Source organism: Nocardia sp. CNY236, from assembly GCF_000482385.1.
GTDB lineage: Bacteria > Actinomycetota > Actinomycetes > Mycobacteriales > Mycobacteriaceae > Nocardia.
This window is the reverse complement of record NZ_AXVD01000015.1, coordinates 171,787-186,950: the sequence shown is the minus strand read 5'-3', so window position 1 is coordinate 186,950 and position 15,164 is coordinate 171,787. Positions and strand designations below refer to the sequence as shown.

The 15,164-nt window shown below is 66.5% G+C and carries 12 protein-coding genes and 1 pseudogene; 5 read left to right on the top strand and 8 right to left on the bottom strand.

Annotated features, from left to right (window positions below; genetic code table 11):
- Window positions 1–630, top strand: a pseudogene (locus tag K940_RS32950) (cytochrome b); the annotation flags it as partial.
- Window positions 631–703: 73 nt separating this feature from the next.
- Here the strand turns inward: K940_RS32950 and K940_RS0111075 are convergent.
- Window positions 704–1,198, bottom strand: a complete 495-nt coding sequence (locus K940_RS0111075) for a polyadenylate-specific 3'-exoribonuclease AS (RefSeq protein ID WP_028477599.1) — start codon at window positions 1,196–1,198, stop codon at window positions 704–706.
- A gap of 186 nt (window positions 1,199–1,384) precedes the next feature.
- Here K940_RS0111075 and K940_RS0111070 point away from each other — a divergent pair, with 186 nt between their 5' ends.
- A complete protein-coding gene (locus K940_RS0111070) occupies window positions 1,385–2,770 on the top strand; it encodes a class II 3-deoxy-7-phosphoheptulonate synthase (RefSeq protein ID WP_028477598.1) in 1,386 nt (461 codons plus the stop codon).
- A gap of 61 nt (window positions 2,771–2,831) precedes the next feature.
- On the opposite strand, the gene pknB is transcribed toward K940_RS0111070, so the two are convergent.
- Window positions 2,832–4,790 (bottom strand): Stk1 family PASTA domain-containing Ser/Thr kinase, encoded by a 1,959-nt coding sequence (gene pknB, locus K940_RS0111065; RefSeq protein WP_028477597.1) that lies wholly within the window; start codon window positions 4,788–4,790, stop codon window positions 2,832–2,834.
- A 159-nt stretch (window positions 4,791–4,949) separates the two neighbouring features.
- On the opposite strand from pknB, the gene K940_RS0111055 reads away from it, so the two are divergent.
- On the top strand, window positions 4,950–5,318 hold the full coding sequence (locus K940_RS0111055) for an Rv2175c family DNA-binding protein (protein ID WP_028477596.1): 369 nt from the start codon (window positions 4,950–4,952) through the stop codon (window positions 5,316–5,318).
- Window positions 5,319–5,381: 63 nt separating this feature from the next.
- On the opposite strand, the gene K940_RS0111050 is transcribed toward K940_RS0111055, so the two are convergent.
- The 4 genes from K940_RS0111050 to K940_RS0111035 form a co-directional block, all read right to left on the bottom strand.
- Window positions 5,382–6,461, bottom strand: coding sequence for a phytoene/squalene synthase family protein (locus K940_RS0111050; RefSeq protein ID WP_028477595.1), 1,080 nt, complete (start codon window positions 6,459–6,461; stop codon window positions 5,382–5,384).
- On the bottom strand, window positions 6,458–8,041 hold the full coding sequence (locus K940_RS27860) for an alpha-(1->6)-mannopyranosyltransferase A (RefSeq protein ID WP_231390332.1): 1,584 nt from the start codon (window positions 8,039–8,041) through the stop codon (window positions 6,458–6,460). Before K940_RS27860 ends, K940_RS0111050 begins: the two co-directional genes overlap by 4 nt.
- A gap of 228 nt (window positions 8,042–8,269) precedes the next feature.
- Window positions 8,270–9,832 carry a phytoene desaturase family protein gene (crtI, locus tag K940_RS27855; RefSeq protein WP_036528211.1) on the bottom strand — a complete coding sequence of 521 codons (1,563 nt, stop codon included), beginning with the start codon at window positions 9,830–9,832 and terminating at the stop codon, window positions 8,270–8,272.
- Between the two features lie 46 nt (window positions 9,833–9,878).
- Window positions 9,879–11,012 carry a polyprenyl synthetase family protein gene (locus K940_RS0111035; RefSeq protein ID WP_028477594.1) on the bottom strand — a complete coding sequence of 378 codons (1,134 nt, stop codon included), beginning with the start codon at window positions 11,010–11,012 and terminating at the stop codon, window positions 9,879–9,881.
- A gap of 247 nt (window positions 11,013–11,259) precedes the next feature.
- On the opposite strand from K940_RS0111035, the gene K940_RS0111030 reads away from it, so the two are divergent.
- A complete protein-coding gene (locus tag K940_RS0111030; protein ID WP_081706287.1) occupies window positions 11,260–12,258 on the top strand; it encodes a methylenetetrahydrofolate reductase in 999 nt (332 codons plus the stop codon).
- 146 nt (window positions 12,259–12,404) lie between these two features.
- Complete coding sequence (locus tag K940_RS0111025; RefSeq protein ID WP_051407082.1) at window positions 12,405–13,112, top strand: hypothetical protein; 708 nt, start codon at window positions 12,405–12,407, stop codon at window positions 13,110–13,112.
- A 95-nt stretch (window positions 13,113–13,207) separates the two neighbouring features.
- Here the strand turns inward: K940_RS0111025 and K940_RS0111020 are convergent, their stop codons facing one another.
- On the bottom strand, window positions 13,208–14,269 hold the full coding sequence (locus K940_RS0111020; protein WP_369797498.1) for a glycosyltransferase family 2 protein: 1,062 nt from the start codon (window positions 14,267–14,269) through the stop codon (window positions 13,208–13,210).
- 139 nt (window positions 14,270–14,408) lie between these two features.
- Window positions 14,409–15,155 (bottom strand): hypothetical protein, encoded by a 747-nt coding sequence (locus K940_RS0111015; RefSeq protein WP_051407089.1) that lies wholly within the window; start codon window positions 15,153–15,155, stop codon window positions 14,409–14,411.
- Window positions 15,156–15,164: the final 9 nt, after the last annotated feature.

Here is a 15,164-nt window from a genome sequence, read left to right as displayed (position 1 = left end):
CTGGTCATGGGGTTGGTGTTCGTGGTGTTGATCGCCTACCCCTGGATCGAGAAACGCCTCACCGGTGACGGCAACGCACACCACAACCTGCTGCAGCGGCCCCGCGATGTGCCGGTGCGCACCGCGATCGGCGCGATGGCGATCACGTTCTATGTGGTGTTGACCCTGTCGTGTGTCAACGACATCATCGCGTTCAAGTTCGACATCTCGTTGAACGCCACCACCTGGATCGGGCGTATCGGCCTGCTCCTGGGTCCACCGATCGCGTACTTCCTGACCTACCGGCTGTGTCTGGGCCTGCAACGCAGCGACCGCGCCGTCCTGGAACACGGTATCGAGACCGGCGTGATCAAACGCCTACCCCACGGGGAATACATCGAGGTCCACCAGCCACTGGGCCCGGTCGACGACCACGGACACCCCATCCCGCTGGAATACCAAGGCGCACCGGTACCGAAGAAGATGAGCAAACTCGGCGCCGCCGGCAAACCCGGCACCGGTAGCTTCCTGCGCCCGGACCCCCAACACGAAAGCGACCGACACTTCGAAATCGAACACGCCGAAGAACACAAACAACTGAAAGCGCTACAAAAAGTACAACAAACAGCCCACAGCGAGCACAGCGACTGACGTCGCCCGTCACGCACGAGGGCCCCGAGTCGATATCGACTCGGGGTCCTCGTGCGTCGGGCCTCTCGGGTTGTCACAGACGCAAGCGGCGAGCGGCTTCGATCGCGTCGAACTTGGCTCGATTGTGACGGGCGTCGGCCAATGCATCGTGGGCGTCCGGCGGTATCCGCGGGAGTTCGGGTCGACCGTGCGCTTCCCAGTGTTGGCGCAGTTCGTTGGTATAGCGCGGGAGCGCGGTGGGCAGATCGACCATCGAGCCCCAGAGTTGGCACAGCGAGACATGGTCGTAGGCGGAGACCCATGCCCACAGCTGCGGCTGTACGGTCGGTCTCGGCACCAAGAAGGCATACAGTTCGTCCCGGATTCGCGCCCGGCTGCGCCACAAGGGGGAGGACGGTGCAGGTAACTGCGGCAGGACGTGTTTGCGTACCCACGGACCCGCGCGGTCGGCATCGAATTCGGTGGACACCGCGTAGTACTCTCGGCCGTCCTCGCACACGACGCCGATGGAGATCAGGTCGATGGTGGCGCCGTCTTCGATGAATTCACAATCGTAGAAGTATCTCAGCGAGATCGGTCTCTCCTCGGCTTGGTGCCGGTGTGGCAGGTGACAGGTTCTGCGGCAACTGTATGGTGACCGTCGGCTCTGGCTGGACAAGGGGCCATGGGGTGGAGATTTGCGCCACGCCGGTAACGTCCTCGCAGCGCTGATACTGGGTGTTTCGCGGCAGTGAGCGACCCGTATTCTGAACTGGTGAATTGGACCGTGGACGTACCGATCGATCGCCTGCCGGAGCTGCCTCCGCTGCCTGACGAGCTGCGCAGACGACTGGACAGAGCGTTGGCACTCCCGGCACGGCAACAGCCTTCATGGGATCCAGAGCAGGCGGCCATGATGCGTACCGTACTGGAGAGCGTGCCGCCGATTTGTATGCCGGCCGAGGTCGAGGAGTTGCGCGGGCAATTGGCCGAGGTCGCCCGCGGCGAGGCATTCCTCATGCAGGGCGGCGATTGTGCCGAGACGTTCGCCGACAATACCGAGCCGCACATTCGCGGTAACATCAGGACCCTGCTCCAAATGGCGGTCGTACTCACCTACGGCGCGAGTCTGCCCGTGGTGAAGGTGGCGCGGATCGCGGGACAGTACGCCAAACCGCGTTCATTGGACATCGACTCACTCGGCTTGAAGTCCTACCGCGGGGACATGGTGAACTCGCTGATCGCGGACGCGGCCCTGCGCGAACACGACCCGTCACGCTTGGTTCGGGCCTACGCCAATGCGAGTGCCGCGATGAACCTCGTGCGCGCGCTCACCGGTGCGGGCATGGCCGACCTGAACAAAGTTCACGACTGGAACCGTGATTTCGTGGCCCAGTCACCCGCGGGCGCGCGCTACGAGGCGTTGGCCGAGGAGATCGACCGCGGTCTCGCGTTCATGGCTGCATGCCGGGTCGACGACCCGAGTCTCAAGTCCGCCCGCATCTACGCAAGCCATGAGGCGCTGGTGCTCGACTACGAGCGCGCCATGTTGCGCCTGAGCGAGAACGCGATCGGTGAGCCCGTGCTCTACGACTTGTCGGCACACTTTCTGTGGATCGGCGAGCGCACCCGCCAACTCGACAGCGCGCACATCGCGTTCGCGGAGCTGATCGCCAACCCGATCGGTCTGAAGCTCGGCCCGTCGACCACACCCGACCAAGCCGTGGAATATGTCGAGCGGCTGGACCCCAACAACGAGCCGGGCAGGCTGACGATCGTGTCCCGCATGGGGCACACCAAGGTTCGCGAGGTGTTGCCGCCCATCATCGAAAAAGTGCAGGCCACTGGTCATCAAGTGATCTGGCAGTGCGATCCGATGCACGGCAATACCCACGAGTCCTCCACCGGCTTCAAAACCCGCCATTTCGACCGCATCGTCGACGAGGTGCAAGGGTTCTTCGAGGTGCATCGCGCACTCGGCACTCATCCTGGTGGTCTGCACATCGAGCTCACCGGTGAGGACGTCACCGAATGCCTCGGCGGTGCGCAAGATATCTCCGATGTCGATCTGTCCGGCCGGTACGAGACCGCCTGCGATCCACGGTTGAACACGCAACAGTCGTTGGAGCTGGCTTTTCTCGTCGCCGAAATGCTGCGCTGATCCGGTCCTGGCTGATCCGGTCCTGGCTGATTCGGCGGTATCGAGCCCGCGACTTGCCTCGTCAGGGGAGCGCGATCACGGTGACCGTGCTACCTGCCTCGACATTCACTCCGATGGCGGGTGTCTGTGAGATCACGAGGGAGCTGTCGATCTGGGCGAGCTGCTTGACCACGACCTTCAGTCCGAGCGATTGCAGCTTCTCGCGGGCGTTGGCCACCGACCACCCGCGTACGTCGGGCATGTCGATCGCGTTGGAGACCAGCAGCCCCACACTGTCGCCGGATTGAACAGTGACGCCCGCCGGCGGGCTGGTGCCGATGGCCAGGTCCGCGTCGATGCTGCGGTCGAATTGCATCTCGGTCTCGCGCACCTCGATGCCAGCGTCGGTGAGTGTCCTGGTGGCTTCAGCGGTGGTCAGTCCGCGCACATCGGGCACCTGTACCGGCTGTGAGCCCTTGCTGCGGAACACCTTCACCTGGGCACCCATGGGCAATACGGTTCCCGACGCGGGTTCCACTCGGGCGACGGTGCCTTCGGGTGCGGTGCTGTGCACTGCTCCGGCGTCGACCGGCTGCAGGCCGTTGTCGCGGATCACCGTGTTCACTGTCGAGACGGTGTCACCCGGTGTGATGTCCGGCACGCGGGGCCTGCCGTTGGAGACCAGCACCGAGACCGTCGATCCTTTGGTGATCTTGGATCCGGCCGATGGATCGGTGCCGACCACGCCGCCGGGAGGAATCGTTTCCGATGCGCGTTGTCGCAGCTGTGTCTCGAACCCCACGCGCTCGAGGGCGGCGATCGCTTGGTCGGTGTCCAGTCCGGCGATCGGTGGCACCGCGGTGTACCTACCGAAACCGAGCCACCATCCGCCGGCGCCGACCAGCAGTGTCAGGAGCGCGACGATGGCGACCCATACCCACACCGTGCGACGGGAATTTCGCGGTGGGGTCGTATGCGACCACGACCGCCCAGGCTGTGGCAGTTGTGGCTGTTCGGGATGGATGGGCGGGCCGAATTCCGGCAGTCCGTGTTGCGCTGTCATCACCTTGGTGTGCGCCGCGGGCCGCGGGGGGTGCCGCGTGGGTTGCGCCGAGCCCGGCAGCGCCGCCCCGGCACGCGGTGCTCGCCCCTCGTGCTCGGGCGTGGCCTGGTAGCTGGCGCTGAGATGTTCGGCTGATTCGAGGGGTGCGGGCACCCGATAGTCGGGAATGTGCAAGGTAGTAGCGACGTGGCGAAGCTGTGCGGCCATCTCGTTCGCGTCGGCGAATCGATGCGCAGGTTCACGCGCGGTCGCCGTCGTGACCAACTGATCGAACTCCTGGGGTACTCCCGCAATGACACCGCTCGGACTCGGCACGTCGTTGTCGATGCGTTGAAAGGCCACCGACAAGGCGGTGTCTCCGGAAAACGGTACCTGGTTGGTCAGCATTTCGAAGATCAGCACACCGAACGAATAGACATCGCTGCGTGAATCGGCCGTGCCGCTGGTGACCTGCTCGGGTGACAGGTAGGCGGCCGTGCCGAGGATGACGCTCGCCGAGGTGGTGTTCGCCGCCGCGACGGCGCGCACCAGGCCGAAGTCCGCGATTTTCACCTCGCCCGCATCGGAGATCAACACGTTCTCCGGCTTGATGTCGCGATGAACCAGTCCGGCGGAGTGCGCGACGCCGACCGCGGCGAGGACCGGACCGGCGACGGCGTGGACCGCGTGCGGCGGCATAGGTCCACGTTCGCGCAGTAGTTCGCGGAGTGTGCCGCCTTCGACCAACTCCATGATCAGGAATGGGTGGTCACCATCGATACCCTGGTCGTATACCGCGACCAGAGACGGATGCTTGAGTTTGGCCACCGCTCGGGCCTCGAACTCGAATCGGGACAGGAACTGGGGATCGCCGGCGAACTTCGGGTCCATCACCTTGATGGCGACCGGCCGGTCCAGGCGGGTATCGACTCCGCGGAAGACCATTGACATCCCCCCGCGGGCAATCGGCGCGTCGATCCGATAGCGCCCTTCCAGCATCTGGCCGATCAAATGATGTCCTCCGGCTTGCCCACGTTCTCACCCTGCACGGTATCTGTGACCACCGAGCGGCCGCTCGGTGCGGCCCCCCGATGGTAGCGAGCGAACTGCCTCGGGTGTTCGAGGACGTGCACGGCATGACCGTCTACGGTTGTTCGGGTGAGTGCATTTCCCTGCAGTGACGATGTCCTTCCGCAGTCGGTGACGCTGGTGCCGCTGCCGGAGGTTGCCAGCCGGCTCGGCCTGGTGGTGACCCGGGTGCATCAACTGCTGCGCGACCACCAGTTGATCGCGGTGCGCAGAGGTGGCGTGGCGGGCATCCCGGAGCGATTCTTCGATGACGCCGGCGCGGTGGTGAAGTCGTTGCCCGGCCTGATCACGGTCATGCGGGACGCGAAGTACACCGACGAGGAGATCCTGGAGTGGATCTTCACCGAAGACGACAGTCTGCCCGGCAGACCGGTCGATGCATTGCACGGACCCCTTGCGCGTGAAGTACTCCGTCGGGCCGCGGCCGACCCGTTCTGAGCTGTCGGGCCGCGGCCGACCCGTTCTGAGCCGCCCGCGGATCGCGATGGATACCGACTCTGCTCAGCGTACGAGTTCGCCGCGCAGGGCAGCGGTGGCGAATTCGGTGGCGGCCACGCGTAGGCGGTGCCGACGTGGGACCAGGGCACGCCGGTCGAAGACCGCATAGTCGTTGCGCTCGATGCGGTAGAGGATATCGGCGTAGAGGGCGGCAGCGGTGCGGATGCCCGGTCGCACGCGTGGCGCGAGCAAGTCGATGGCGGGTATGGCACGACGGTAGATATCGCGGTTCAGCGCGATCAGGTGCGCCAGCGCGTGGCGCACGTGGCGGTCGGTGTGTCCAGTGCGGCGACACTCGAACAGCAACGCCTCCGAGACGCCGAATGCGGCGAGGATATCGGCAGGAAGATAGACCCGATCACGATCGAGGTCCTCTGCGACATCCCGCAGGAAGTTGGTGAGCTGGAACGCTTCGCCAAGGGCGGCTGCCCCTGGTTCGGCCTCGCGGACCGGGACGACGGTGCCGAGGACGGGCAGCAGTTGCAAGCCGATCGCGGCTGCGGACCCGCGCATGTATTCGCCCAACTCGTCCATGGTGGCGTACCTGTTGCGGAAGGTCGGGGCGCCGGGTACGTCCATTCGCATGGAATCCAGGAATGTCCAGAAGTGCCGGGCGTCGATGTCGTAGCGCTGGATGGTGTCGACCACAGCGGACAAGACGAGCATTCCGGTCGTGGGCGGGTCCGGTTGCGGTGGGTGAGGTGGCCTGTCTGGCGGTACTCGACCGCCACAGGGCACGAGCGCGCCTCGGAGCGCACGCTCGATCAGGTCGATTTCTTCGGTCGGTCCGGCCACCGCCGGGACTCCGGCGCCATCGCTCACCGCCGGGACTCCGGCGCCATCGCTCACCGCCGGGACTCCGGCGCCATCGCTCACCGCCGGGACTCCGGCGTGACCGGCGCGGTCGACGATGTCGTCCACCAGACGAGCGAACGCGTACAGCGCATGGATTGCGGGTCGCTGCTCGGGCGCCAAGAGCCGAGTCGCCAGAAAGTAGGTGCGACCGTGTGCGGCGGCGACTCGCTTGCATTCTCGGTAGGCAGAAGGGAGCAGGGCGGGTGTCGTCGGATCGTCGGCGGTCATCGGACCGGGGTATCGACGACGGCGGTTGTCGACGCGGAGCGCGGGCGCAGCGGATTCCTGGTGCGTAGCGACAGCGCCGCCACAACGGCGGCGACGGTCGCGGCGGCGACATGCCAGAAGTTGTACATACCGTGCGAACCATCGGGCTGAAAGAGCAGCATGAGCCACGTGCATACCCCGACCAGCATCATCAGCGTCGTGGTGGACAGGGCGAGTCCGGCGGCCAAGGCCAATGGCCACGAGTAGTACCACGGAAGCGCCGCGGGCGAGAGAATGACGATCGCGACGAAGGCGATCAGAATGCCCAGCACGGCTTCGCGTTCGCTGTGCCGAAACTGCCACCAGGTCCAGATCAATACCGCGATGAGCGCGAGCACCCCCACCGTGCGGGTCACGTCGAGGACCAGCCCTTCCCACTGTAGTGGGGTCACCCAGGCGGTCGCGTGCGCCAGCACGGTCGGCAGCGACAACCAGTTGATGATCTTCTGTGACCCGGACAGCGCGGTCAGCCAGCCGATTCCGACGCCCGCGACCGCGGACGCGGCCACGAAGACCACCACGAAGACACTCAGGCCCAGGCCCGCGATCTTGGCGAACATCCGCGCGGGATCGGGCATGTCCTCGGTCGGCCGTGCGGCATCGTCGGGATGCTCGTCCGCCGGTAGCTGCCCCGGATCACGGCCGACCCGCTGCGCCGCGCGGCGCTCACGCTCGTGCAACATCCAGATCCATACCAGGAAGGGTAGGGCCACACCGGCGGTCGCTTTGATCGCCACGCCGATCGCGACGACCACGATCCCCGCCACGTGGTGGCGCTCCAATACCAGCGCGATGCCCGCGCACATCAGTCCGACCATGAGCATCTCGTTGTGGACGCCGCCGATCAGATGGATGAGCACCAGCGGGTTGAGCACTGCGAGCCACAGCGCGACGGTGGGCCTGCCACCGAGGTGCTTGGTGAGATAGGGCACTGCCCACATCATCAACGCCAGGCCGGGCAGCATGACCAAGCGCATGGCGATGGTGCCGGCGACGATGTTGTCACCGGTAATCGTGGTGACCATCTGTCCGAGTAGAAGGAACACCGGCCCGTACGGCGCTGTGGTCGTGGTCCAGACCGGGCTCACATTGTCCAGTAGGACACCTGGATTCGCTACCGGACCGACTTGGTAGGGGTCGAACCCGTCACGGAGCAGTGCACCTTGGGCGAGGTAGGAGTAGGCGTCGCGGCTGAACATGGGCACAGCGAACATCAATGGGGTGATCCAGATGCCGACGATGGCACGCAGTTCGTTCGGCGTCACGCCCACGCCGGACTCGTCACGTGGCTTGATCGTTGCTCGTCCGAGCCGAACCCAGGCGACGATCATCAGCAGCACACCGATCCAGACGAAGATGGTCGACAATGCGAAGCCGTGCCCGAACCGGAGCCAGGACAGGTGCATGGCCTCCAACAGCGGGTCGCGCGCACGCACGCTGCCTGCCCCGAACCCGCCGAACGTGATCAGGACCGCGCCGAAGAATCCGAGCAACGCCGCGTGACCCTCTGGGCTTCTGGCGAACTCGGCCCCGATGCGCATCCGCCGCCGGAAACCGCGAAGGCCATCCGATGGAGGGCGCACGAGCAGGGACGTTCGGCCGGAGGTGTCGGGATGCGTGGTGTCGGCAATGCGCGTGTCAGGGGATGCCATCTGGAAGTCGGTCCCCCCGAGTGGTCGGCGGTCGCAACCGCGGGCGAATAGGTCGGCGCCTAGTTTACGGTCGGCGCCCAGTTTACGGTCGCCAAGTTTACGGTGTAGCACCGAGCACTATCCGGTTGGTACGCCACGTTTCGCAACGTGCGGGCGGACCGCACCGGTAATGCGGGTTGCGGCGAGCTTCCCCGATAGCAGTGCAGTGGGTACTCCCACGCCGGGTGTTGTACCGCAGCCAGCAATAACGACATTATCGCTGGAGCGGGGGAAGTTGTTCGGTCGGAAGGGACCGGTCTGCCGGAACAGATGTGCGGCGGAGAAGGGCGAACCGGCAAGCATGCCGTGGTCGAGCCATGTCTGCGGAGTGTCGAGCCGATCGACGATGAAGTGCTGGGCGATACCGTGGTAGCCGCGCGCTTCCAAAATCAACAACAGCTCGCGCAGGTACGCCGGACCCAGCCGCGGCCAGTCCAATGGTGCAGCTACCAGGTTCGGGCAGGGCGCCAGCAGCGAGAACGGCTCGTGTCGCTGGTCGGGACGTTCGATGAGCAGACTCGGATCGGTGTGTGCGGGCCGAGTCAACAGCAGCGAAGGGTCGCTCATCAGTGCGCCGCGACCGGGTCGTGCAGCGATCTCGGCGAACGTGGTCTTCCAGGCACGCCCGAATTCGATCACGTGGTGCGCCTGTACCGGCCAGTGCGCGGCGACAGCGGCAGGGATGGTGCCGTGGGCGACGACCGCCGATGGCGCCGCACGCAGCCCACGCCGGGGCCGCACGCCGAAGCGGGCGAGTGTACCGAGATCGGCGGTCACGACCAGTGCGTCACACTCGAACGACCGACCATCGGCGGTGCGGGCGCGCCGAGCTCTGCGATCGGCATAGTCGACGCCGACCACCTCGGCGCCGAGTTCCAGGGTGCCGCCCGCGTCGGTGAACGCGTGCGCGAGTGCCTCGGCGATCGCGCGCATCCCGCCCTCGGGAAAGTAGACCCCGAGTGAGGTGTCCATGTGCGGGATCGCGCCGTATACGGCGAGTGCCTGTTCGGGTGACATGCCGGCGTAGAGCGCTTGGAAGGTGAACACGCGGGCCAGGCGTGGATCACGCAGGAACCGCCGCACCTTGGTGCCCAATCGGCCGAACCCGCCCAGGCGTGTCAGCTCGATCAGCGCGCGACGTTTGGCCGGCACGAATACCAGATCCAGCGGGGAGTCGAAATTGGTGTCGACGAACTCGTCGAACTCTGCAGCGTAGACGCGCGCCAACCAGTTGCGCAGACGTCGATACCCACGCGCCTCGGCCGGACCGAAGATCCGCTCGATCTCCGCGGCCATTGTGTCGGCGTCGGCGAACACCTCGATATCGACGCCATCGGCGAACCGCGCGTGGTAGCTGGGGGTCAGTCGATGGATCCGTAGCGGGGGGAGGCAGCTTTCCGGGGTACGGCCGACCGTGGCGAGCGCGTCGGTGATCAGTTCGGGCAGGGTCAATACGGTGGCGCCGGAGTCGATGTCGTAGTCCACGCCCCGATAGCGCCCTACTCGACCACCCGGGTGGTCGGCTCGCTCGAGCAGCGTGACCGTGTGGCCGGCGCCGGTCAGGTACAACGCGGCGGACAAGCCGGCCAACCCCGCGCCGACGACGACTACGCGATCGGTGGGTCCCGCAACGGTTTTCACGCGGTCTTCTCCTTGCCTGAACGTCGGCCGGCCCGAATGCCGAAGGTCACGCGCTGCGTTCGGTCGCGGACAGTGCCATTGCACGCAGCCGTTCCTTGGCCATGGGGGTCGCGGAGCTGGCCTCGATGGCGGAGAGCCCGACGTCGGTGAGCTCGGCGATGCGGCGTTCCACACTGTCGACCGCGCCGAGTTCGGTCAACAGCACGCGCAGCCTGCGTAGTGCCTCGGCGTCCAGGTCGCTGCCGATACTGCGCCGCAGCAGGGTTGCGGCGGTCGGGTCGCTCGCGTCGGCCAGGCGCAACGCCTCTGCCAGCAGCACGGTGCGTTTGCCCTCGCGAAGATCGTCGCCCGAAGGTTTGCCGGTCACCACCGGGTCACCGAAGACACCGAGCAGATCGTCGCGGAGCTGGAAGGCGATGCCGATCGCCGCGCCGAACGTCCGATATGCCTCGATCAGCTCAGGGCTCCCTGCGGCGATGGCGGCGCCCAGGTGCAGCGGACGTTCGACCGTGTAGGCAGCGGTCTTGTACCGGCTGATCCGCAGCGCCGACTCGACCGATTCGTCGGCACCCGCCTCGCCGCTGACATCGAGCAATTGGCCGCCGAGCACCTCGGTACGCATCTCGGCCCACACCGGCGCAAACCTGCCGAGTGCCGCGGGACTCAGACCGGCGGCGTGAACCACATCGTCCGCCCACGCCAACGCAAGGTCTCCGAGCAGGATGGCGACACTGGTACCGAAATGCGCCGCGTCGCCTCCCCATCCACGATCTCGATGGCGCTGCCCGAAGTCCACGTGCACCGTGGGGAAACGCCGGCGCGTGTGAGAGGAGTCGATGATGTCGTCGTGGATCAGCGCGCACGCCTGCACCAGCTCCAAAGACGCGCACGCCGACAGCACCGTCGCGGCCTCCGGTCCCTGCGGATCACCGCCGGCGCCGAGCCACCCGGTCCATGCGAACGCCGGTCTGGTGCGCTTTCCACCACGCAGGACGAATTGCTCGAGCGTGTCCGCGGCTTCGACGAAGATCGGGCCGAGTCGTTCGACCGTGGGGCGGCGGGTTGCGAAGAACGTGGCCAGGGCCTGCTCTATCGCGTTGGCGAAGGCGGGGGTGCCCGGCTGCGGTACCGGGGCATCCGACGTCTGAGTACCGGTTCCGGTGGACAGGGCGGCCTCCAAGGTCGTGCGGATCGTGGGTCGTGGACCGACGGTTTGCCGGCATGGTGTCTGTTGTGATTCGGTCCTGCGGTCGCGCGGTCGCGCGTGTCGTCTCGTCACGGCGACCATGTCGACTGTGTCGACCATGTCGACTGTGTCGACCATGTCGACCATGTCGACCATGTCGACTGTGTCGTCTGGTCCGAAGAATACGCGGGGCCGGGAGCAACTCGATAATGCCGCGGTGGGTCACCTCTAGACTGAACCGGTGACTTTCGACGACTCGCGGGCACGCTCGACACCTGGCCCGCCCGCTCGAGCGCACGCGAATGTCTCTGGGACGCCTTCGGTTGTCCAGAGCCTGCGGGCGCACGCGGGGCGAGGGGTGCCCTTCTCGGTGGAGTTCAACCCGCCCCGTGACGAAGCCGCCGAAGCGCGCCTGTGGCGGGCAGTGCGCCAGTTCGAGCGTATGCATCCCGCGTTCGTGTCGATGACCTACGGCGCGGGCGGGTCCACCCGGGACCGTACCGTGCGCGTCACCGGCGAGTTGGCGCGTGAGACCACGCTGCTGCCGGTCGCTCACCTGACCGCCGTAGGGCACAGCGTCGCCGAGCTGCGTTCGCTGGTCGGCGCATACGCGGACTCGGGAATTCACAATATCCTGGCGCTGCGCGGCGACCCGCCCGGCGATCCTCTCGGCGAGTGGCACAAGCATCCCGACGGGGTCTCGTATGCCGAGGAGCTGGTGCGTATCGTGCGTGGTCTCGGCGACTTCCATCTCGGTGTCGCCTCGTTCCCACAAGGCCACCATCACTCCCCGGACCTCGAGACCGATACCGCGTTTCTGGTCGCGAAACTGCGTGCGGGAGCGGAATATTCGATCACCCAGATGTTTTTCGACGTCGAGCACTATTTGCGTTTGCGCGATCGCGTCGTGGCGATGGATCCGGTGGAGGGCGCCAAGCCGATCATCCCGGAGTTGATGCCGATCACCTCGCTACGCACCGTGCAGCGCGCCGAACAGCTGTGCGGCAGGTCGTTGCCCGCCGCGGTGCTGGACAGGTTGCGCACAGCGGCAGGCAGCGGTGAGGAGAACGTCGCGGCCGTACGCGCGGCCGGCATCGAGATCGCGACCGAGATTGCGCAGCGGCTGATCGAAGAGGGCGCGCCCTGCCTGCATTTCATCACCCTCAATTTCGCGAAGGCGACCAGTGAGGTTCTCGGTAACCTCGGTTATGGCGTCGCGGACGCATCGATCAGCGCCTGAGTGCCTCGCGCCTGCGATAGCGATCGCGACCGGGGGCGATGTCGGAAACTGGGAATCGCACGCAGATTGCTGTCGGCAATATCACCTGTCGGTGGCAGCTGCCGGAGTACTGTGCCCCTCGATCGTTCCACCGATGAGGAGGTTTCGTGATCGTATTGCGCCGTCTGCCTCTGTTGTCTGCCATCGCGTCCAGCGCGCTCGCGGTGGCGCTCGTCGGACCGACAGCCTCGCCCGCGACCGCGGATACGGTGGTTGCCGTGGACACCGATTCGGCAGCGCTGGCCGCCACACCGGCTGATCTATCGGATGCATACCGCTCTGCGCTCGACGCGCTACGCGCCTTGGGTATCGAGCCGTTCTCATATCCGGCTGCGGCGGCGTTTTGCCTGGAGGACAGCCCTCTCGGCCTGGCGCCCGCGGTGGCCGGCGTCATTCCCGGTCCGTGGCCGAAGAACACCGTGGAGATTCCCGGCCTCGACCTCAGCGCTGTCAAGGCGGGGCATGCCCTGTTCACTTTCGTGCCCTACGGACTCGATGCCGACGGCCCGAACACCGCGGGCATGCACGTCGCATGGCTCAATCCGAACACCGGCCGTAGTGGTACGACCGCCATGGGATCGTTGCCGGAGACAGCCCGCGAGATGATCCCGCCCGCGGTTCCGCCGCAACTGCGGCCACAGGCCGAACAACGGATCCGAGACTTTCTCGCCGCGACCCTTCCGATGGGTGGAGTGCGGGCGGTGCCGGTGGAGACCGGCAGCGGCATGGTGCTCGCCGCGGTGTTCGGTTCGGTGCGCAATGGCGAGCGCACGTGCCATTTCCTGCCCACGGTCGGAATCACCGCTGTGCCATGAGTGGTGCGCTCGACACGCTCGGCATCATGCCGCACGAAACCACGTTCATCGACCGTTCGGCGCTCGGCCTCTGTCGGTCATGGTGGTCTGCGGATTCAGTCGAGTCGGCGGTTCTTCCAGCGCGTCGTGCCCCGGCGGTGGGCACGACGCGAACGTGTCCACAGCACCAGGTAGGCCCCGATCGACACCGGGTGCGCCACGGCGCTCAGGACGTCGATGCGGGTGAGCGGTCCACCGGTCTCGGTGGACCGCGCCAGTAACCTGCCGCCCACCGCAGCCAGATAGCCGAGCGCACCCGTTCGGCGCAGTGCGCCGGCCCCGAACAGCGCGGTCGCGGGTGGGATCCAATAGGTACAAGCGCAGAGCAGTGCCACTGTGGTGCCGCCGGCCGCGGAGCCGCCGTACGCCGACCACAGCCAGCGGGTATAGCCCGCATCGACTTCGGCTATATCGCGGTACATCCTGGTGCGTGCCAACCGGCCTGCGGCCACTACGGTGGTGCGGGCGCCGGCCCGGCGCAGCGCACGGGCGATCTCGAGATCTTCGGTGACGCTGCTCGCCACTGCTGTGTGGCCGCCGATCGCGTGGTATCGCGCGGTGTCGAACACGAGAAACTGGCCGCAGGCCACCGATGTGGACGGCCGCAGGCTCCGTTCGGCCGCGGCGATCGGCAGCGTCGACATCCACGACCAGCACAGCAGTGGTTGGACCAGAGCCTCCGCGGCCGAACCGGCCACCTGCAGCGGCCAGGGTGAGACCAGAGCGAGGGTATTCCTGCGCAGGACGGTCACCGCGGCGGCGAGCGCGGTCGGGGCCATGCGCACGTCGGCGTCGAGGAAGATCAGCACCGGTGTGGAGACCTCCTCGGCCAACCGTGCACACGCGCTGGTCTTACCGGTCCACCCGGGGAGTGGGTCGCCTGTCGTGCGCAGCACGGTGAAACGCGGGTCGTCACCGATCGCTGCCCGGGCGGCGGCAGAGGTGTCGTCGGTGGACGCATCGTCGAGGATGCGCACCGACAGGCGTGGTATGCCGACTTGGGCGCGCAGGTCGGCGATCAGATCGGGCAGCCGGTCGGCTTCGTTGCGCGCGGGAATGCAGACGGTGACCGGCTCGATGACCGTCGCCGGTGTGTTCGCCAACTGTCGGACGGTCATGCGGTTGTACAGCGCAGTGGTCGCCCCGAGCAGGGCGAGCCCAGTGGCGCATGCCGGCAGGAACGAATTCGCGGACGAGGCCTTCGGCCGACCGGCACCTACCATGCGTGCCACGCTATCCCGGACCGTCGACCGAGAGTCAGCGGCGCTGTCGTGCCGAGGGCCGCCGCCCCAGCGAGAACCGGGTTTCCGGAGTACCCGCCGGGGCGGGGTTGCGGTTCATATACGCCAGGCCGGCGACGATGGCCGACACGGCGAGGGTGATTCCACCGACGATGCCCGCCCAGCCCACGAAGGAACGAGTATTCGGGTCCGCATAGCCGACTTCGGCATGGATCGTGGAGACGTCGCCGGGCGGTAGCTTCCAGGACACCGTGTCGCCGCCTTCACGGGTGCCGTTGGTCTTCGCCACGCGAGCCGGGAACGCGATGTTCAGTTGCACATCGGAGCCGTGTGGCGGAACAGATTTCAAATCGACTCGTCCGGTGAGACCGACCAGGTCGCCGACCCGCTGGAACTGCAGCTGGAACATGCCCTGGGCGTGCTCGGACAATTGTCCGAGCTGCTGTACTTCGCCGAAGGACAAATCGTCGAAGAACACTTTGCTACCCACGTAGCCGTCTCGGGCGTAGGGCGTCACACGCAACTTCGTGGCGAGTGTCGGTGGCGCCTTCAGTTGCGGGCCTTTGTCGTTGGCATCTGCGGGTACGACTGCGACGACGATCTGTCCGGACACGCGGTCGTTGGACGAGACGCCCATGGCCACCTGGACGCGTAGGCAGCCTGCCAGCATCGGGACCGCCAGGGCCGCGAGTAGGACGACCGCCCCGGCACGGACGACGCCGCGTCGGGCGCGGCGCCATGGGAGATGCGGGGCATCGGGCATCGTGGTGAC

Excerpts from the sequence above, each read along its gene's own strand:
- pknB (WP_028477597.1), bottom strand. The coding sequence starts at position 4,790 with ATGCTGGAAGGGCGCTATCGGATCGACGCGCCGATTGCCCGCGGGGGG.
- K940_RS0111050 (WP_028477595.1), bottom strand. The coding sequence starts at position 6,461 with ATGACCGCCGACGATCCGACGACACCCGCCCTGCTCCCTTCTGCCTAC.
- K940_RS27860 (WP_231390332.1), bottom strand. The coding sequence starts at position 8,041 with ATGCGCATCGGGGCCGAGTTCGCCAGAAGCCCAGAGGGTCACGCGGCG.
- K940_RS0111020 (WP_369797498.1), bottom strand. The coding sequence starts at position 14,269 with ATGACCGTCCGACAGTTGGCGAACACACCGGCGACGGTCATCGAGCCG.
- K940_RS0111015 (WP_051407089.1), bottom strand. The coding sequence starts at position 15,155 with ATGCCCGATGCCCCGCATCTCCCATGGCGCCGCGCCCGACGCGGCGTC.